This is a genomic window from Actinoplanes philippinensis, assembly GCF_900113015.1.
In the GTDB taxonomy this organism is placed as follows: Bacteria; Actinomycetota; Actinomycetes; order Mycobacteriales; family Micromonosporaceae; genus Actinoplanes; species Actinoplanes philippinensis.
The window spans coordinates 1-19,560 of the sequence record NZ_FONV01000010.1; the positions used below are offsets into that span (position 1 = coordinate 1).

The 19,560-nt window shown below is 70.6% G+C and carries 14 protein-coding genes and 1 tRNA gene; 5 read left to right on the forward strand and 10 right to left on the reverse strand.

Annotation, left to right across the window (positions count from 1 at the left end; genetic code table 11):
* Positions 1-307: 307 nt before the first annotated feature.
* Together BM290_RS25935 and BM290_RS25940 are read right to left on the reverse strand one after the other, a co-directional pair.
* A tRNA-Ala gene (locus tag BM290_RS25935) sits at positions 308-383 on the reverse strand.
* A gap of 77 nt (positions 384-460) precedes the next feature.
* The gene (locus BM290_RS25940; protein ID WP_177319933.1) at positions 461-1,009 is read right to left on the reverse strand and encodes a YqgE/AlgH family protein; all 549 of its coding nucleotides are present in this window, start codon (positions 1,007-1,009) and stop codon (positions 461-463) included.
* A gap of 122 nt (positions 1,010-1,131) precedes the next feature.
* Between BM290_RS25940 and BM290_RS25945 the strand changes: the two genes are divergently transcribed.
* On the forward strand, positions 1,132-1,938 hold the full coding sequence (locus tag BM290_RS25945) for an S-methyl-5'-thioadenosine phosphorylase (RefSeq protein ID WP_093618523.1): 807 nt from the start codon (positions 1,132-1,134) through the stop codon (positions 1,936-1,938).
* A 70-nt stretch (positions 1,939-2,008) separates the two neighbouring features.
* Here the strand turns inward: BM290_RS25945 and BM290_RS25950 are convergent, their stop codons facing one another.
* Positions 2,009-3,322, reverse strand: coding sequence for an extracellular catalytic domain type 1 short-chain-length polyhydroxyalkanoate depolymerase (locus BM290_RS25950; protein ID WP_093618524.1), 1,314 nt, complete (start codon positions 3,320-3,322; stop codon positions 2,009-2,011).
* Positions 3,323-3,575: 253 nt separating this feature from the next.
* On the opposite strand from BM290_RS25950, the gene BM290_RS25955 reads away from it, so the two are divergent.
* Positions 3,576-4,268 (forward strand): aggregation-promoting factor C-terminal-like domain-containing protein, encoded by a 693-nt coding sequence (locus BM290_RS25955; RefSeq protein WP_177319909.1) that lies wholly within the window; start codon positions 3,576-3,578, stop codon positions 4,266-4,268.
* A 7-nt stretch (positions 4,269-4,275) separates the two neighbouring features.
* Here BM290_RS25955 and BM290_RS25960 read toward each other — a convergent pair whose 3' ends face one another.
* From BM290_RS25960 to BM290_RS25970, 3 genes are all read right to left on the reverse strand, one after another.
* Entirely contained in the window at positions 4,276-6,654 is a 2,379-nt protein-coding gene (locus tag BM290_RS25960) for a carboxypeptidase regulatory-like domain-containing protein (protein WP_143133963.1), read from the reverse strand.
* A gap of 200 nt (positions 6,655-6,854) precedes the next feature.
* Complete coding sequence (locus tag BM290_RS25965) at positions 6,855-7,844, reverse strand: NAD-dependent epimerase/dehydratase family protein (protein WP_093618527.1); 990 nt, start codon at positions 7,842-7,844, stop codon at positions 6,855-6,857.
* 255 nt (positions 7,845-8,099) lie between these two features.
* Positions 8,100-9,242: a glycosyltransferase gene (locus BM290_RS25970; RefSeq protein WP_093618528.1), complete on the reverse strand. Its 1,143-nt coding sequence runs from the start codon at positions 9,240-9,242 to the stop codon at positions 8,100-8,102.
* Positions 9,243-9,643: 401 nt separating this feature from the next.
* On the opposite strand from BM290_RS25970, the gene BM290_RS25975 reads away from it, so the two are divergent.
* Together BM290_RS25975 and BM290_RS25980 are read left to right on the forward strand one after the other, a co-directional pair.
* Entirely contained in the window at positions 9,644-10,855 is a 1,212-nt protein-coding gene (locus BM290_RS25975; RefSeq protein WP_143133964.1) for a glycosyltransferase, read from the forward strand.
* Positions 10,856-11,014: 159 nt separating this feature from the next.
* Complete coding sequence (locus BM290_RS25980) at positions 11,015-12,643, forward strand: phospholipid carrier-dependent glycosyltransferase (RefSeq protein WP_093618530.1); 1,629 nt, start codon at positions 11,015-11,017, stop codon at positions 12,641-12,643.
* A gap of 18 nt (positions 12,644-12,661) precedes the next feature.
* Here the strand turns inward: BM290_RS25980 and BM290_RS25985 are convergent, their stop codons facing one another.
* The 4 genes from BM290_RS25985 to BM290_RS26000 are packed head-to-tail and all read right to left on the reverse strand — an operon-like array spanning position 12,662 to position 17,607.
* The gene (locus BM290_RS25985; protein WP_093618531.1) at positions 12,662-13,984 is read right to left on the reverse strand and encodes a lipopolysaccharide biosynthesis protein; all 1,323 of its coding nucleotides are present in this window, start codon (positions 13,982-13,984) and stop codon (positions 12,662-12,664) included.
* Complete coding sequence (locus BM290_RS25990) at positions 13,981-15,417, reverse strand: O-antigen ligase family protein (RefSeq protein ID WP_177319910.1); 1,437 nt, start codon at positions 15,415-15,417, stop codon at positions 13,981-13,983. The genes BM290_RS25985 and BM290_RS25990 overlap by 4 nt, the downstream gene beginning before the upstream one ends.
* The gene (locus tag BM290_RS25995) at positions 15,414-16,175 is read right to left on the reverse strand and encodes a Wzz/FepE/Etk N-terminal domain-containing protein (RefSeq protein ID WP_177319911.1); all 762 of its coding nucleotides are present in this window, start codon (positions 16,173-16,175) and stop codon (positions 15,414-15,416) included. Before BM290_RS25995 ends, BM290_RS25990 begins: the two co-directional genes overlap by 4 nt.
* A 52-nt stretch (positions 16,176-16,227) precedes the next feature.
* Positions 16,228-17,607: an exopolysaccharide biosynthesis polyprenyl glycosylphosphotransferase gene (locus BM290_RS26000; protein WP_093618534.1), complete on the reverse strand. Its 1,380-nt coding sequence runs from the start codon at positions 17,605-17,607 to the stop codon at positions 16,228-16,230.
* A gap of 928 nt (positions 17,608-18,535) precedes the next feature.
* Between BM290_RS26000 and BM290_RS26005 the strand changes: the two genes are divergently transcribed.
* Positions 18,536-19,522, forward strand: coding sequence for a hypothetical protein (locus BM290_RS26005; protein WP_177319912.1), 987 nt, complete (start codon positions 18,536-18,538; stop codon positions 19,520-19,522).
* Positions 19,523-19,560 lie beyond the last annotated feature (38 nt).

A 19,560-nucleotide genomic window follows, 5' to 3' on the forward strand; every position in this document is an offset into this window, starting at 1 on the left:
CTGCACGCCATGCTCCGCACCCGGACCCCCTACCAGCACAAACCGGCAGAGAACCTCGCCCTCGCCGCTTGACAGAACCCATAGGGACACCCCCCCATCGGCACGGCGCTTCCCGCCCGTTGAGGACATCAACGGCGACGACCGCACCGATCACAGTGGCCACTGGCCTTGCCGACGGCTCGCCGCCGGTCGAGATGGTATGAAACCACGAAAACGACTAAGGCACCGTCCTCATGGACGGTGCCTTATCGACCGGTGGTCTCCCCCGTGCCACTCTCGCGGAACGGGTTTCAATTGGACCCACCTATGGTGGAGCTGAGGGGACTCGAACCCCTGACCCCCACACTGCCAGTGTGGTGCGCTACCAGCTGCGCCACAGCCCCTTACCGTGTCCCCGGCGTTTCCCCCGGGCACGCTGGAAATACTACACACCTCCGCGAGGGCCCTTGCGGCACCCCCCTCAGTTGAGGGAGACGTCCGGCGGGAAGTGGGCGACCGCGGCAAGGATGTCGCCCTGCCGCCGGAGGACCATCGCCCAGAGATCGTCGGGGCGCTCCACGAACGGGTCGCCGGGCAGCGCGTCGAAGACGAACCAGGAGCCGGACGCGATCTCCTCCTCCAGTTGCCCGGCCGACCAGCCGGAGTAGCCGGCGAAGACGCGGATGCCGGCGACACTCTCCCGCATGCGCTCCGGGTCGGCGGAGAGGTCGAGGGTGCCGAGCGCGCCGCTGACCGGATGGAAACCGGACAATCGCCTCTTCACCTCCGGTTTGGTCCGGGCCAGGCAGATCGCCGACTCGGGTTGCACCGGGCCGCCCTCGAAGAGGACCGCGGGGTCACCGGCGAGCTCGCCCCAGTTGCCGAGGACCTCGGCCACCGGGACCTCGGTCGCGCGGTTGAGCACGACCCCCAGTGCGCCGCCCGTCTCGTGGGCCACCAGCAGCACGACCGTACGGTCGAAGTTGGGGTCCTTGAGGGTGGGCGTGGCGACGAGCAGCTGACCGGTCATCGACTCCACCGACCGGCCTCCGATCCGCTGCTGCTCACCGAACACCTGATTACCGCCGTCCGCTCGACGTAGCCATGACTCGCACATTAGCTTGCGATTCCGGCCATGGATAAGGTCTGGACATGAACCCGCCACCTACGGCAGCAGAGATCGGCGTCATCGGCGGATCGGGGCTGTATGCGCTCCTCGAGAACGCCACCGAGCACGAGGTCGACACCCCGTACGGGCCGCCGTCGGACCGGATCACCGTGGCCGAGGTGGGTGGGCGCCGCGTGGCGTTCCTCCCGCGGCACGGCCGTGACCACCGGTTTCCGCCGCACAAGATCCCCTATCGGGCCAATCTGTGGGCGCTGCGCTCGCTCGGCGTCCGGCAGATCATCGCGCCGTGCGCGGTGGGTGGCCTGCGTCCGGAGCTGGGGCCGGGCACCTTCGTGGTGCCGGACCAGCTGATCGACCGGACGAGTGGGCGTGAGCAGACGTTCTACGACTCGGGCGCGGTGCACGTGTCGTTCGCCGATCCGTACTGTCCGGTGGGCCGGGCCACCGTGCTGGATTCCGCCGAGCGGGTGAGCGCCGTCGACGGCGGGACCATGATCGTGGTCGAGGGGCCACGCTTCTCGACCCGGGCCGAGTCTCGCTGGTTCACGTCGATCGGCGGCACGATCGTGAACATGACCGGTCATCCGGAGGCGGTCCTGGCTCGTGAGCTGGCGCTCTGCTACACGGCGATCGCCCTGGTCACCGACCTGGACGCGGGTGTCGAGGGCGATCACGGCGTCACGCAGGAGGAGGTGTTCTCGGTCTTCGCCGACAACACGGCCCGCCTTCGCGGGGTGCTCCTCGATGCGGTGGCCAAGCTCCCTGCCGAGCGTTCCTGTCCCTGCAAGGACGCCCTGGCGGGCATCAAACTGCCGATCAACCTCCCTTAGCGGTACGGGCCACCCGCGGCCGTTGTGCGGGAGGAGGCCAGGTGGGGATACCGGCCTCCTCCCGGGCTGCTCAGACGACGGCGCAGGTGGCGCCGTTGAGGGTGAAGGCGGTGGGTTCGGCGGCGCTGCCGGTGTGGGTGGCCTGGAAGCCGAAGGTCTGTGACGCTCCGGCGGCGACCGTGGCGTTGTAGGAGACGTTGGTGGCGGCGACGGTCCCGCTGGACGGGCTGACCGAGGCGTTCCAGGCGTTCGTCACGGTCTGCCCGGCCGGCAGGGTGAACCGGAGCGTCCAGCCGTTGATCGCGGCCGTGCCGGTGTTGGTGACGGTGACCGACGCCGTGAAGCCGGTGCTCCACGAGTTGACGGTGTAGCCGACCCGGCAGGCGCCGGCCGGGCCGGGCGAGGACGGGCCCGGAGACGACGGGCCGGGCGAGGACGGGCCGGGCGACGACGGCGACGGCGTGGTGGTGTCGAGCCCGAGGAAGTGCACGGCGGCGGCCGCGTCGACCGGGAGGTTGTGGCTGACCCCGTTCAGGCTGATCGCCTCGACCGGGGCGGTGTCGCCGGTTCCGCCGTACCGGGTCCGGGTGTATCCGCTCTTCGGGGTGTCGGTGAACGACGGCGTCTGGCTGAGGCCGTGCACGTTGGTCCACTGGTCGATCTGCTCACCGAAGTTCGGGTAGCGCAGCACCTCGTCGTTGGTGCCGTGCCAGGTCTGCATGCGCGGGCGGCGGCCGGTGTATGCGGGGTAGGCGTTGCGGACCAGGTCGCCCCACTGCTGCGGGGTCTTCGTGACCAGGCCGTTGGCGCAGTCGCTGTTCCACTCGGAGCCGTTGGTGGTGGCGAAGCAGCCGAACGGCACCCCGGCGAAGGCCGATCCCGCGCTGAAGACGTCGGGGTAGAGGCCGAGCAGCACGTTCGTCATCATCGCGCCGCTGGAGACGCCGGTCGCGACGATCTTGTCAGCGTCGACGGGGTAGCGGGCCCGCACGTAGTCGATCATCGACTTGATGCCGACCGGGTCGCTGCCGCCGCCGCGGGTCAGCGCCTGCGGGGAGGCGACGTCGAAGCACTGGCTGCTCCGGGTCACCGACGGGTAGATGACGATGTAGCCGTACCGGTCGGCCAGCGCGGCGAACTGCGACCCGCTGTAGAAGGCCGGCCCGGTGCCGGTGCAGTAGTGGACGGCCACGAGCAGACCCGGCCGGGGCGCCGGGTTGTCCGGGACGTAGAGGTACATCCGCAGGTTGCTGGGGTTCGCACCGAAGCCGGTGACCTCGGTCAGCGCGGCCGCGGAGGCGGGTGGCGGCAGGACTACGGCGGCCACCGCCGTCGCCGCCAGCATGGTGATGGCGGCGAGCAGGGCCTTCACTTTCGATCTCATGGGGGATTCCTTGCGGGGATCGTGGGGACGGGCCGCTCCGGCATCGGGGCCGCGACTCTCCCCACCTCGCCCCCGATCCGAAAGCATCGACAAGTATGTATTGGTGGCGTGGGTCACGCCAGTCCGTCCCACCGCCGGGACATCTCGCACCCGGGCCCTCCGCGTATGATCCGACCCACTTCACTGCACAGCGATCTGCCGGTGAACCGTCCTACCCCCAGAGGACGATCCATGGCTGTCGAAGGGACCCCCGGTGACTCGACCGCAACGTTTCCAGGCCGTCGGCGCGCGCGTCGCGTCGGTGACGCTGCTGCTGGCCGGCGCGGCCGGCGGCTTCCACCTGGCGCAGCAGAGCGACGCTCGCGAGCGGTCGGCCGCCGACGCGCGGCAGGCGGTGCTCGCCGCCGAGCAGGCCACGGTCCAGCGCGAGGCGAAACACGCCGCGGACCGGGCGGCCCGCGCCGAGTCGGAGCGCACCGCCGCCCAGAAGGCCTCGACGATGGCCAAGTCGGCCGCGGCGGACGCGCGCAAGCTCGACGCCGCGCAGAAGAAGGACACCGAGAAGAAGAAAGAGGCGGCCAGGCAGGCGGCCCAGGTCGGCCCGGTGCCCTACAACGGCACGATCCCGGCCGCGTGCCAGAGCTTCAGCGGCAGCCGGGAGATCGGCTGCGCCCTGATGATCAAAGCCGGGTTCGACGCCGACGAGTTCTCCTGCCTGAACAAGCTGTGGGATCACGAGAGCGGCTGGAACTACAAGGCCACCAACCGCAGCTCCGGCGCCTACGGCATCCCCCAGGCGTATCCGGGATCCAAGATGGGGACGGTCGCCGCCGACTGGCGGATCAACCCGGCCACCCAGATCATCTGGGGTCTCGGCTACATCAAGGGCCGCTACGACTCCCCCTGCGGCGCCTGGAACCACTTCCAGAGCGCCGGCTCCTACTGAGGGGACGTCAGCCGAGCGTCACGGTCACCCGCTTCGTGCCCGAGGCCGGCAGGTTGACCCGCTTCGCGTCGTCCCGGCTGGTCGCACGGTCGTACCACCCGGTCTTGACGGTGTTGCCCTGACCGGTGGCGATCCAGCTGATCCTGACCGGCTGGCCGCCGATCACCGGCATGCGGTACGTCCCGCCGGGGCCCTGGCCGGAGCTGTCGAAGTCCGCCATCTGGTCGCCGGTGACCGCGTTGGTCACGGTGAGCCGCCAGCCGTCGGCGGGCAGCCCGGCCGGGACGACCACCTTGCCGGCCAGTGTGGCGCCGGTGGCCAGCGTGATGTCGTAGGTCGCCGTGGCGCCCGCGGTGACCGGGATGGCCGCCGCCGTGAACCGGTCGCCGACGTTGCCGGACCACTGGCGCGGGTGGCCGGGCGCGGTGAACGACAGCGGCCAGGCATACGGGCCGAGCTTGCCGATCGTGTACCGGCCCCGGTCGTCGGTGTGCACGCTGTGGATCGGCCCGGGCCCGAAGCCCCAGGCGGTGAGGGAGACGTCGGCGTCCTCGATCGGAGCGCCGTCGGCGCCCTCGACCACGCCGGTGATCGATCCGGCCCGGTCGAGCAGCACGGGCGGGGCCGGCACGGTCCGGTCGGCCTCGACCACGATCCGGGCCGCCGCCTTCTGGTCGCCGGTGCCGCCGGTTCGCCCGACCCACTGGTGCCCGTACTCGTCCGGCGCGACGGCGAACGCCTCGTAGGTTCCGGGGGCGAGCGCGGCGCTGGTCGACGTGCCCTGTGACCCGGTGCAGTCGCCGTACCCGTCGGGCAGGCCGCCACCGCCGATCGTCGTCAGGACGAAGCAGGTCTCGGGGGCCGGCCGTCCGGTGGCGCGGTCGGTGACGGCGAACGACACCTTGCCGCCCTTGGCCAGCGGCACCGTGATGGTGGCGGTCTCTCCGGTGACCAGGGTGACCGGATTGCCACGGTCACGCAGGAAGTAGGTGTCCTCCCCCGGCACGACATCGACCAGGGCGGCTCCCGGCGTCACGTCGGCCACGGTGGCCGTCCCGCCGACCGCACAGCCCTGGTCGAACCCGCCGGACGCCTCCACCTGCACACAGAAGTCGGTCACCGGTGCGCCGGTGACCTCGTCGACGGCCCGCACGGCGAGCGTCGCGCCGGTCAGCCACGTGTCGTCCACGACGACCTGCGCACCACCCTCGACGGTGATCACCGCGGCGTCGCCGGAGTTGCTCCTGCCGTGCGCCCACTGGGTCCGCGAGCCGGAGGGATTGGTGAACGAGACGCGGTAGTCGCTCGGGAACACGTCGTCGACCCGCCAGCTGCCGTCGGCGGTGGTCGTCGCGCCGTACCCGTGCTCGTCGTCGGTCGACGTGACGGAGACCTGGAAGTCCGCCTTGCCCGTGCCGTCCGGGCCGGTCAGCCGCCCGGACACGGACGCCGGCTTCAGCACCGCGTCGTCGGCGACGACGGTCTGCCCGGCCGCGACGGTGTGCACCGTGGCCCTGGACCGGTCGACGGCCCCCGGGATGTACTGCTCCGCCCCGTTGGGGTCGGCCTGGAAGCCGAGAACGTAGCCGCCCGGCAGGACCGGGAACGCGTAGGTCCCGTCGTCGCCGGTGTAGCCGCCGTGAATGCGCCGGTCACCCGAATACAGCAGGACCTCGGCCCAGGCCAGGGGGCTGCCGTCGACAGCGCTGAGGCGGCCGCGGAAGGTCCCGGTCGGCAGCAGGGCCTCGTCGACCGCGACGGTCGCCCCGGCCGCCACGCTCACCCGGCCGGCCTCGTCCTCGCTGGTCGCCCGGGGCGCCCACTGCTTGGCGGCGTCCGGCCCGAACCCGACGTGGTGATCGCCCGCCCAGACGGTGAGCCGGTACTTCCCGGCGTCGTCGGTGTAGGTCGAGGCGCGCGAGTCGTCGGCGAGATCACGGACGTCGACCGGGATCCAGGCGGCCGGCGAGCCGTCGGGCCCGGTGACGGCACCCTCGATCACACCGGTGGGACGCCGCCGCTCGTCGACGGTGAGCGTCCCGCCGGCCGGGACCTGGTAGACCTGCCCGGTCTCCTGGCTGAGCGCTCCCGGGGCCCACTGCAGCAGCGACTCCGTCTGGAACGACAGCTTCACCGGGCCCTGCGGCACATCGGTGAGGCGGTAGCGGCCGGTGGCGTCGGTGCCGGTCCCGGCGAGGTAGGAGCCGTCCTCGGCGCCCCAGGCCACCACCCAGGCGTCGGCGATCGGCGCTCCGGCGTGATCGGTGAAGACCCCCTCGACGGCTCCGGCGCCCGCAGCGGCCGCCGCGGGAGCGGTCAGCCCTCCCGCCAGCAGGAGCCCGGCCGTGAGCACGCCACCCAGCCGTACGAGAAGAGATCTGATCACGACAAGCCCCCATGGCGGTGACAGAGAACACGACCTATGTCGATGCTTCACATCGCCCGCAGCATAGAGGAGTTCACTGAGGATTCCGGTCCGTCCGGCCGGGACGAGGGCCGTCGGGGGTCTTCCGGGGGTCTTTCGGGCAGGAGGGCACGGTGCGGTTCCGCGGACCGGCAGAACCGCGCCCGTGCCGTCTCAGCCGCTCACACGGCAGCCGTGACCTGGGCGATCGGCTGCGTCCGCTGGTGGACGATGCCACCGCGCTTCCCGGCGGCCTCGAACCAGTCGATCGTCGCCCGCAGGCCGAAATCGAGAGCGGAGTCGCCCGCCCCGGGCATCAGCGTCCGCAGCCGGCTGTTGTCGGCCTGCGAGTCCCGTACGTCGCCGATCCGGGACCTGGTGAACTGGATGTCGATCGGCCGCCCGAGGAAGAACTCGATCTTCTTGGCCAGGTCGACGATCGTCGTCCGCGTGCCGAAGGCCAGGTTCACCGGCGACGGGCTCGACACCCCGTTCAGAGCAGCGTCGGCGAGGACCGACACCAGCGAGCCGACATAGGTGAAGTCCCTGGTCTGGCTCCCGTCACCGTGGATGATCAGCGGCCTGCCGTGGAGCGCCGCGTCGATGAAGGACGGGATGACCGCCGCATACGGGTGGTCCGGCGACTGGAGCGGGCCGTAGACGTTGAAGAACCGGAAGGCGACGACCGGGAAGTGGTACGTCGACGCGTACGCCAGCGCGTAGGACTCGGCCGCGAGCTTGTTGGCCGCGTACGGGCTCACCGGAGCGGCGGCGTCGTCCTCGCTGATGGGCAGCTTCCGCGTCTGGCCGTACACCGCCGACGAGGAGGCGAAGACGAATGGCTTCTGAAACTTCCGGCAGGCCTCCAGGATCCCGACGGTGCCGTTCACGTTGACCTCGTGGCTCCACATCGGATCCATGATGGAGCTGGGCACCGAGGGCTGCGCCGCCAGGTGGACGACCGCGTCGCTGCGGCCGACCAGGTCCCAGACGGTGTCACGGTGGAGGATGGTGTCCCTGATCACCTCGACGGGGAGCGACTCGACGTTGGAGATGTTCCCCGTACTGAAATCGTCGAGAACCGTGACGCTTTCCACGCCGGGCCTCACGAGGAGTTCGCCGCACAGGTTCGCACCGATGAAGCCGGCTCCACCGGTTACCAGAATTCTCATGTTTGCATCTCGCCCAATTATTTGAGATCGAATTTGACGCTCTACTCAGATTCACGACCACTCACGAATGATCGACGTCAACGTTATACAACGAGGCCCCGACAGGCCGGTGGCGGACGATTCGACCAACCTGCGCGGGAGGCTGGAATTCACCGGAGAGAGCTAATCCGGTCAGCCGCCGCAGATGAGGCCACCGGTCACAAGACAAAGGCGTTCAGCCGACGGCGCCGGTCACCCGGACACCTGAAAGGCCGCTCACACACGCGCGGATCTCGCCACGACGACGTCCGTCAGAACGGCTTCCAGCCGCATCACGGTACGGGCGACGCTGTAGTCCTCGATGGCCCGGCGAGCCCGCCGGGCCAGGTCGTCGCGCCCGGCTTCGTCGCGGAGCAGGCGTTCGATCGAGGCGGCGAACTCCTCCGCGTCATCGGCGAGCAGGCAGGGGACGTCGAACCGTGCGGCGGCCCACGAGGTCGCGACCACGGCCGCGCCGCTGGACGCGGCCTCCAGCAGCTTGTTCGGGGAGCCCGTCCCGAGGGCGCGCAGCGGCACCACGGCGACCCGTGCCCGGGCCAGGTAGCCGGCGAGGCTCGGGACGTCGGAGGCGATCTCCACCCCGGCCAGCCGGAGCCGCGCGGCGCCCCGGCCGACCACCATCACCCGGGCGCCCGGGCGACGCCGCCGGAGGGCCGGGGCGATCTCCTCCGCGAGCCATTCCGCCGCGACCCGGTTGGGCGGATAGGCCATGTCACCGGTGAAGATGACATCGATGTCGCGGTCCGCCCCGCCGGTTTCGGCGACCGTCCCGTCCCAGGCCGCGGGGATGACCGTGACCGCCGGCCGGGACGGCAGCTCGCCGGCGTCCTCCCGGGCCGTCACCACCTGCGCGTCGGCCCATCCGGCGGCGCGACGCTCGTACCGTGCCAGCGCCTGTGCCTCCCGGCGGGCGGCAAGGCGGCGCAGCGGCGACTCGGGGCCGTCACCACGTCGCCGCATGTTCAGGCTGAGCGCGTCGACGTGGTCCAGGACCGTGGGGATCCCCAGCGGACCCCTGATCGATCGCACCGTGACGGCCAGCGCCACGTCGTGGCCGGGCGCGAGCGCGAGGACGCTCGCCCACGAGGCTCTGGGCATCATCCACCCGACCTGCCCGGGCCGGCCGCGCAGCGCCGCCCCGCCGGCCCCGAGCACACGCGCCGGCGCCCGGGCGGGCCGGACCTCCACGACGGCGTGCTCACGCAGCGCGGCCTCGGCCCTGGCGGACGGCGGCGGAGCGGGCGTGACCACGGTGACGTCGTGGCGGGACGCGAGCTCCCGGACGAAGGCGAAGGCGCGCAGCGCGTCACCCTTGCCACCCGCCTCGGGGAAACGGCAGGCCACCACCAGAATCCTCATCGAGTCGCCACACCACTGATCTGAGGCATGTCATCCTTTGCTCTCTACGCAACCACCGCACCAGATGTGCGATGCCGGAAAGGGAAACCGCGGAAGCGAAAGCCGCGCCGGTCTGCGGGATCGCCACACTGTTCCATTGAAATAGGAAACGAGGAACGCGCCCGGTAATTATTCACCCGGACGGAAAGTGGCCCGTACATGGCCTGTCGTACCGCCGGCGCACGGCACCCGAATGATCGGACTAACTCGCACCGGTGAATTCCGGGGCCGCACCCGGGCCGGCCGTATTTACTCCGGATTTCTCCGCGACCCGCCCGGCGGAGGCCTCGTTATACGACGGTGACGTCGACCGTCGTAAGCGATGCCCGCCGTATCCCGGCCGGGCCGGAGGGACCTTCTTGTTGCGCTCGCCCAGAGACCAGACCGCAGGCCGAGGACGGCTCGGCGTCTACGTCGACACGGTGGTCGACATCAGCCGTGGGGACGAGGTCCACACCGTACGGACCAATGCGGCGAGCCTGGCGTTCCTGACCTTCGTCTGCGAGGTCGGGTCACGTTTCTCCGGCCTGACGATCTTCGCCAGGCAGTCCAGCGGCGCGGGCGCCGACTTCGAGCTGCCCGGCAGCCCGGGCATCGCCGGCCTGCCCTACTACCCGGCGCTGTCGCCCGGCGCCCTGGCCACCAATGCCCGCGCGACCGTACGGGCGATGTGGCGGCATCTCGACGATGTCGACCACGTCTGGGTCTTCGGGCCGCATCCCTACGGGCTTCTGCTCGCCGTCCTCGCGGCGGTCCGGCGGCGGCGGGTGACGCTCGGCGTCCGGCAGGACACCCTCAACTACTTCGCCAGCCGGGTCAAGCCGGGAGCCCGGCGCGCGGGTGTCCTGCTCGTCGTGAAGCTGCTGGACGCGTCGTGGCGGCTGCTGTCGCGCCGGCTGCCGACGACGGTCGTCGGCGCCGGCATCGAGAAGGACTACGGCGGGCCGCGGACCGGCCTGTACCCGATGAGCGTCTCGCTCATCCGGCAGCGCGACCTCCGGCCGGCCGGCCCGCGGCGAGAGCTGACCGGCCCGATCGAGCTGCTGGCCGTCGGCCGGCTGGCGCCGGAGAAGAACCCGATGATGCTGCTCGACGCGCTCGCGAGGTTGCACTCGCGTCACCCGGGCCGCTTCCGGCTCACCTGGGTGGGCGATGGCGAGATGCTGTCGGCGGTCCGGGCGAGGGCTGCCGAGCTCGGTGTCGGCGACGTCGTCTCGCTTCCGGGGTTCGTGCCGATCGGCGAGGAGCTGATGGCGTACTACCGCCGCGCGGACCTGTTCGTCCTCACCTCGGTCACCGAAGGGCTGCCGCAGGCTCTCGTCGAGGCGCAGGCGAACGCCCTCCCGATCGTGGCGACCGACGTCGGCGGGGTCGGCGTGGTGCTCGACAACGGCCGGGCGGGCGTTCTGGTGCCGTCCGGGGACGCCGCCGCCCTGGCCGAGTCGATCGACGGCCTGGCCGCGGACGCCGCCCGGAGGTCGGCCCTGGTGGAGCGCGGGCGCGAGCTCGCCGAGACGCGGACCCTGGAGGCGACCTCCGCTTCGACGGCCGCCTTCCTCGCGGCCGGCGTCTGACCGCTTTCCGTTTCGGCCGCCCCGATCGAGGCGTGCTGTTCCCTGGGCCGACGTCGGCCGGGCCGCGCCCGGCCGACGCGTGTCCGAGTACCCGAGCCACCCCGCAAGGCACCAAGCCTTCGATGCCGAGATGAGGTCCGTCGCATCGTGCATGCACGCATGGAGGCCGCGCCTGCCGTCCAGTCGAGCCGGCTGGTGACTCCGAGCGGATCCCGGCTCAGCAAACGCGAAATCCTCACCTGGCTGCTGGCCGCCGCGTCCTATTACGCGGCGATGTTGCTCGTCGTGGGGTCCCCCCTGCTCGACAACGACAGCTACCAGTACCTGAGCGTCACCTCGAACATCCTGAGCGGGGCCGGGATGACGACGGACATCCCGTTCTTCGAGAGCGAGCTGCGGCACGGGGTGATTCCCGCTCCGGTGACGACGTTCCCGCCCGGCTACCCGATCGCCATCGCCGCCCTGCAATTCTTCGGCCTGCGGCCGCAACTGGCCGCGGTGACCGTGTCGATCACGTCCGGCGCGCTGGCCGTGGCGATGGTCGGCCTCATCTGCCGGCGTCTGCGGATGGACCCGATCGTCTCGCGCTACGTGCTCTTCATCTTCGGCGCCAACGCGAGCACCCTCACGTACTCGATCAGCATCCTGTCGGAGTCGCTGTTCACCCTGGTGGTGACCGCCGCGCTGCTCGCTTTCCTGGCCTCGCGGGCGGTCGGCGCCAGCCGTACGGCGTACGCCATCGCGATCCTGAGCGGACTCGCGGTAGGGGTCGCCACCTGGGTGCGGTACGCCGGCCTGTTCGTGTTCGCCGGACTCGTCCTGGCCCTGGTGATGGATCTGGCCATCGCCCGCACACGCCGGGCGTTCTACTGCCTGATCTCCGTGGGGCTCTCCGCCACCGTGCTGATCGCGCCCCTGATCGTCCGGAACATCCTGCTCACCGGCACGTGGCGGGGCGGCAACACGGTGGCCAGCGAGGACGGCGCCGCGTGGACGCTGATGAAGGGGGCGACCGGCCTGGCCTGGCTGGCCGTGGGCAACGGAACGACGGCTGTCGCGGTGGCCGCCCAGATCACTGTGGGGATCGTCGCGGCCGCCGCCCTGACGAGGCTGCGCAGGTGGTTCCACACGCCCGCCCTGAATCTGGTCGCGACGGTCCTGGCCGTGTACATCGTGGCGATCGTTCTCGCGTCGCTGAACTCGCCGATCGACATCGGCGCCCGCCTGTTGTTCCCGGCGCTGCCGCTGATCTCGCTGACCGGCGGGCTCGTGGTCTGGCGGCTGCACCGCGGGGGCGCCCGCCGTCACCGGCCCGTCGTCCCGAGGGCGCTGACGATGATCGGCGCGTGCGCCTACTTCATCTCCGGTTGCACCTGTCTCGACCTGCCCTACTCACCGCCGCACCACGGGGTGTACCAGAAATTGGCCGCGCCGCTGGAGGACGGGTCCCGGGCGATCGACTGGCTGGCCGCCCGCAACACGCCCGAGGCGCCGGTGATGGCGACGGAGAGCCAGGCGACGTCGTACGCCCTGCAGCGGCCGGTCGTGGGCATGGCCGAGGCCCGATACAGCAGCACCCGGTGGGACGAGGCGACAGTGGTGAGCGTGATCCGGCAGTATCACGCCCGCTATCTGATCCTGTACACGAATCCGGACGAGGTCAGCGGGAGGAGCGTCCAGTCGGAGTCGCCCTTCCTCGCCTCCCTGCTGGCGGGCCGGTCGGTGGCCGGGTTCTCGGTCGCCGCGCGAAGCCGGGAAGTGATCATTTTCGAGCATCGCGGCCGCTGACGGTCGCGAGCCGGCGGATCAGCCCTTCCGCCGGCGCACGATCCGCATCATGTCGGCGATGTCGGTCGGCTGCGGCAGCAGCGAGCGGTACCGCAGGCCGAGGGTGCGGTGGGCGAGGCCCAGCGCGACGCCTCCGCAGACCAGATAGCCGACCGCGGAGGCGAACGCCGCGCCGGTCGCGCCGAACCGCGGGATCATCACCACGAACAGGATCATCGCGACCGCGAATCCGACGCTGTGGGCCGTCGACTCGAGGATCGGCCGCTGCTGGGCGACCAGCGCGGTGCCGAAGATGTTCAGCGCCATCATGCCGAAGGCGCCGACGGCCAGGATCCGCAGGTCGAGCACGGAGTCGGTGAACTCCGGGCCGAAGATGGTGACGCAGAGGAACGGCGCGGCCAGCACCGTTCCACCGACGATGATCAGCACGAGCACGGCGCAGATGCGGAAGATGCGGGCCGCCTGCCGGCCGGCGTCCGCGGTGGAGGCGCGCAGCAGGTCCGGCCGGAAGGTCACGCTGACCGCCCGGGACAGGTGCACGATCCCGTCGAACCAGGCCGCGGCGACGCTGTAGGTGCCCAGCTCACGAGCGTTGCCGAGAGCGCCGACCAGCCAGTGGTCGAGGCGGTAGGTGCCGGTCATCATGACGCCGCCGAGGTGACTGCGCAGCCCGAACCCGAGCACCTGCCGGATGAGCGGCGCCGACGGGAGGGCGAAACCGGACGAACGGCCGACGTGGACCACGAGCAGCCCGGCCGAGACGGCGACACCGATCGCCCAGCTCAGGATGGCCACCCGGATCGTCAGGCCGCCTGCCGCCGCGAAACCCAGGTTGAGGACGAAGGTGACCACCGGCGCGCTGATGAAGCCGAGGCTGGCCATGCCCAGGTCGTACGTGGCACGGGCCAGGTACAGGAAGTAGGTCTGCAGGATCCAGATCGGGATGGCGCTGACCGCGATCAGGATGTCGACGTCGGCGAACTGGATCCCCGGGGCCGGCATGACCCAGAAGATGATCCAGGCCACCGCCGCGCCCAGCCCGCCCAGCGCGCCGGCGAGCACCACCCCGGCGCCGGCGAGAGCGGGCCGTCTCTCCGGGTACGCCCCACTGATGTTGATCATGGCTTCGGAGGCGCTCAGGCTGGCCAGGAAGGCGATCAGGCCGGAGACGGTGGTGAGAAACGCGATCTCGCCGCGGCCCGTGGCGCCCAGTAGGCGCGCGGTCAGCACCACGTTGGCGAGGCTGACCGCGGATCCGGCGAGGTACGACCCGTAGGTCTGCATCGCCGCGCGCAGCATGGACGGCCGTCGGTCCTCGGGAAGGGTCTGGGCTTCTGTCATGGCTGGGGGCACTTTCCTGCGATCGGTGTCGTTTCCGCCCGGTGTTCGTGGCGCCACGGTGTCTCGGCCCGCGCCAGCGACAGCAGGATCGGTCCCATCGCCAGCAGCAGCCACAGCCTGAAGTCCCGCGCGATGGTGAGGAACAGGGCCGATCCGAGCATCGAGATGACGGCCACCGCCACGCTGCGGCTCAACGCCGCCAGGTCGCGCCGGCCGGCCGAGGCGAGAAGACGAGCGGCGCGCAGCGAGCACCAGATGCAGAAGACGACGATCGTCAGGAACAGCGCCAGGCCGATCACGCCGCTGTCCACCCAGAGCTGCAGATAGGTGTTGTGAGCCACCAGCGGTTTCTCCGCGACGGCGGAGGCGTTCTGCACCTGGCCGATCTGCAGGGCGACGGCCGGTTTGTGGACCTGGAAGTTCTCCAGTCCCAAGCCCAGGATCGGATTCTCCAGCGCCAGGTGGAGCGCGGCCCGCCAGAGATCCTCGCGGCCGGAGCCACCGTCGCTGGAGACCACCATCCGTTGCCAGGCCGGCGGGAAGGACCAGAACCACAGGGCGGCCGGCGCGACCACACAGAGAGCGGCCGCGAGCACCCGGCCGATGACGTGCCTGAAGATCACCAACGCGGCGAGGAGCGCGACGCCGGACGAGATCACCACCATGCGTGACGCCGTTCCGGCCGCGGCCGCCGCCAGCACCAGGATCGCCAGCGCGATCATCGACCGGACCCGGGCGCTGCGGACCGTACACGCCAGGCCGAAGGCCAGGATCGCCGCGGCGACGAGCCCGGCACACAGCATGTTGGGGTCTCCGGCGGCCCCCGAGACGCGGTTGTCCACGCTGTTCAGCGGGTCGGCGGTGGCGGAGGCGGTGGAGCGCAGAGCGATCATGCCGGTGGTCGCGGCGAGCGTCGCGGCCGCGACGAAGGTGGTCACCAGGAGCAGGAGCCGCCTGATGGAGGTGATGCGGATCAGCACCAGGCCGAAGACCGTCAGCGGGATCGGCCACCACCGGTACTCCCGCAGGGTGGCCGCCGGCTCGGCCGCCCACAGCATCGTCGCCCCGAACCACAGGTACATGGCGATGACGAGGGCGATCAGCCAGCGGAACTCACGAAGACGCTCGTCCATGATCGATCGGCGCCGGATCGCCTCGGCGGCCCACGCGCCGACACACAGCACGAAACCCGCTCTCAGCAGGGCGCCGCCGGCCGCGCTGGCGGCGACGAAAACGGCCGGCAGCCACAGGAGCAGTCCCACGGCCGGTCTCAGGAAACAGCAGGCCGCCAGGGCCACCGCGCCCAGTCCACCGACCGCGAACCGCTCATCGAACCCGACCAGCACCCCGAGAGCCGCCGCCGAGCAGGCCACGAGGGGGACCAGCGGCAGGCTGTGGAGTGGCGCGGGCAGTGTTCGGACAGCCGTTGTCACGTGTCCCAACCATCGGCCGTCGGCGCGTACGCCGGCGCCCGCATGTCGTCGTCGGGCCGGGTGCCCTGGGACCGGGCCCATGCTCCGGCGAGGGCGAGGAAGAAGCCGAGGACCGCGGACAAAGCGATCTTGTACGGCGCCGGCAGCCCGACCGGGGAGCTGGGCAGGCTTGCCGGCTGATCCGCCGAGAGCGAGGGATCCCCGGTCCGAGTGATCATCTCGAGTCGCGCCCCGGCGGCGGCGTTCGGCTTGCCCGTCGCGCCCGCGGGCAGCTTGGCGCGTAGGGCGAGCAGGTCGGCCGCCCGCTTCTTGATCTCCGCGTTCCTCGTCTCGAGGGCGGCCTCCACGAACGTCGTCGCCAGCCGGGCGGCGCTGGACGGCGAATCGGCCTGGGCCTTCACCTCGACGACGTAGCTCTGCCCCAGCGGTTCGAGCACGATGCTCCCGTCGACGGACTCCGGGCTCCACGGCGCACCCAGCTTGGCGGCGGTGGCGGCCACGGCGGCCGGTGTGTCGAGCAGCGCGACGGCCGTCTGCACCGATCGGGCCGGCTCGACGGACCCGCTGATGACGCCCAGTTCCGACAGGTCGGCGTCCGCCGGGACCGGCGCGACCAGGATGTGCGCGGAGGCCTCCCACTTCGGCGGCACGACCAGGACGTAGGCGGCCGTCGCAGCGACACATACCGCGACCACTACGGCGATGAACCTCCAGTAGCGGACGATGCCGGCCAGCGCCGGTGCCGGCGCCGACGACACCGGCCTCGGGCTCGGTATGGCCTTGAGCTGGGAATTAATCACAGGGGCACGCCTAAATCGAAGAGGTCCGGGGGAAGGGGGTCGTCTGGTTGGAGAGGACGCGGACGTTCGCCGGGAAGGCCAGCGCCCGATGTGCGCCGGTGTTCTGCCACTGACGGTCGAACACCAGGGTCCGGACCGTCTCCAGCAGGATCACGCAGTCGACGGAGAACGAGCGGTGCTTGATGTAGTAGAGGTCGTAGCAGACCTTCAGCGCGGATCCGACCTCGGAGCCCGCGTAACCGCCCCGCACCTGGGCCCAGCCGGTCAGGCCCGGCCGTACCAGGTGACGGACGTCGTAGTAGGGAATCGCCGACCGCAGGCCCTCCGCCAGCGCCGGTTGTTCGGGGCGAGGACCGACGACGCTCATGTCGCCGCGAAGGACATTGACGATCTGCGGCAGTTCGTCGAGGTGGGTACGGCGCATCAGCCGCCCGATCCAGGTGACCCGCGGATCCGTACGCGACGACCACTGCTCGCCCTCGCCGCCGGAGCGCATGGACCGCAGTTTCAGGATCTCGAAGGGCCGGCCGCGCTCGCCGATCCTCATCTGCCGGTAGAGAACCGGGCCGCCGTCCAGTTTCACGAGAGCGGCGAGGACGAGGACCACCGGCAGGGCGAGCAGGCCCGCCACCAGGCTGACGACCACGTCGAGGATCCGTTTGCTACGGGGTATGCCGGTCTGATAGCTGGGGTGCAGCACCGATTCGAGCCAGCGCGGCTCGATCGCGGCCAGCGCCGTCAGCCCGAAGGTCTCCTCGCAGAACGAGACCAGTTCGAGCACGCGCACCTTCATGTCGAGGCAGTTGGCGGCCAGCAACTCGAAGGCGGCGCGACGGGCCTCCTCGGAGGAGACCAGAAGTAGGTCGATGCCGTTGTGCTCGATGATGGCGGGCAGTTCGCTCTTCGGCCCCAGGGGATGGTCGTGACTCTCGATCGGGTCGGCCGATCGATCCCCGACATATCCGACGATCTGGCCGGCGGACGGATGCACGGCCAGCGCCTGGGTCAGCGCCGTGACCAGCTCGGCGTTGCCCAGCAGCGCGATCCGGACCGCCTTGCGCCGCGGCCGCCGGCGGAAGGAGAGCAGGACGATGCCCAGACTGCCGGCCAGACAGATCAGCGCGAGCCTCCCCGACGGGAGGTGTGCCCGCTGGGCGACGAGACTCGAAGCCAGCGTCATCACCAGGACGATCAACGGTCCGACCGCCGGCACCAGGCGCTTCGCCAGCGGAAGGAAATGGGCGAACGGACGACCACAGCGAACGATCAGGATGGACGCGCACATGGCCGCCACGACGGCCGGAGCCTCGTACCAGGTCAGTGACTCGGTAGCGGCGGCAAGCCCGATCGTGGCGATCGAGACGAGGGATGAAAATTCAATGCCGCCCATGTCCAGTGCGCGACGGAATCGTTCTCGCAAGGCGACGTACTCCTGGTTCGGTACTTGGGGCACGGCTCGATCAACGACTCACGAGCCGGACGTCGATGCTTTCGATTAATAGTGCATGTCGGCGCCACTCCGTTACTGTCGCGCCGTCACATTTCACTCGGCAGGGATCAGCCGATCCGGTCGATGGCGCACCGGCCATACAGCCTTCGGACCTGGGAGGAGTACGCGGCATCCGGCCGGCGCCCAGATCGGGAGGCATTTTCACGACCACGCTGCGGGCATCCGGGAAGTCACGCCCCAATGGGGCCGGGGAACGCCGGCTCCCGGGGTCCGGAATCCGAGCCGGAATCGCGCGATTCGGGCATTACCATCCGCAACCGGCCGCTATCCGCTTGCAAATATCGAACTCCGCCGGTCGACAGAATCCCCATTCTATTTCCGATCAATTTGTCGCGGATCGAGTCCGGACACGGCGGCAGCCTTCCGGCCCTGCCACCCGGGGTGGGACGGCTCGGCATTGCTCACGAACGATCGATGTCACCGTTGACCAACGAGGCCTCGGCGGCGCGGTGACGGACGATTCCGCGGCGAACCCGCCGAGCCCGGCGAAGCGGCCGGTGACCTGCGGCTCATCACACCTCGCCGGTCGCCCGTGATGACGAACCTCGGACCCGTTCAGGTGACCTTCGCCCGTCGACGCCTTTCCGGAAGAGATAATCCGGGCCTTCGGAGGTCCCTTTTCACCGACCAGAAGAAACCTGTCTCCGGGCGCGCCGCGCCCCCGTAGCCGGTAGGAATTCTCGCCTTGAACATCGAGGAGCCGCTCCGCCAGGATCCGGAGCCGCCAAGACCCGCCCAGCGAGCGCGCCTCATCACGCGACCCGCATCCGGCCGGGTCGTCACGGCACTGCTCGTGGCCTCGTCGGCTGTGCTGACGGTCGTCGGATGCCAGCGGCCGGCCCCGATCCCGGAGAGCGTCGACGCCAGGTCGGATCCTCGACTCGGCGGGCGTCTCTACTCCGCCACCAGCCCGTTCAACCAGGCCATCCCCACCAACGCCCAGGTGGACCCGCGCTCCGCGGACTACGTCAAGCTGCTGAACCGCAGCCGGCAGGAGAAGGGCTTCGTGGTCGCGCTCCGGGAGTGGAGCGTGCCGGCCTACTTCGCCCGGCAGGGCACGCCGCGGCACGACGTCCGGATCACCGGCTTCGACGAGGTCCGCCGGATCATGCGCGGCGTGCCCATCCCGGACAATGCCCGCCCCGACCCGGCGGAGGACGCCCACCTGTCGGTGATCGACCCGGTCACCCGCTGCGGGTACGACCTGTACGGCGCCAAGAAGACCGTGCTCGGCTGGACCGCGAAGTGGGCGAACGTCACCTCGACCGCGGACAGCGGGATCTACCCCAGCGGCCTGTCGACCCGGGCGACCGGCTTCGCGCCGCTGGCCGGCATGATCTGGCCCGCCGAGCTGCGCGCCGGGCGGATCGACCACGCGCTGGTCTTCGCCTACCCGTACACCAAATCGGGCGGCCCGGTCTCTCCGGCTACCTCCAGCGACGGCCGGACCACCCTGGCCGCGGCCCTGCCGCAGGGAGCAAGGGTCCAGCTCGACCCCACACTCGACCTGAACACGCTGGGACTCAGCGCATATGAGCGGACGATCGCCGAGGCCCTGCAGCGGTACGGCATGTATCTGGGCGACACCGGCGGGGCGCTCGCGCTCTACGCGGTGAACCCGCAGAGCTTCGACACCAATCCGTACGCCGGACTGCTGCCGGACAAGCCCTTCATCCCGCTCGACAAGATCCCCGTACACCGCTTCCGGGTGTTGAAGACCGGCAAGCAGATGGCACAGACACGACGGTCCATCGTGCCGTCCACGTGCGCCCAGATCGACGTCATCGCCAAGTGATCGGGCGCCGTCACCGCAGACGAGGAAGCCACCGTCGC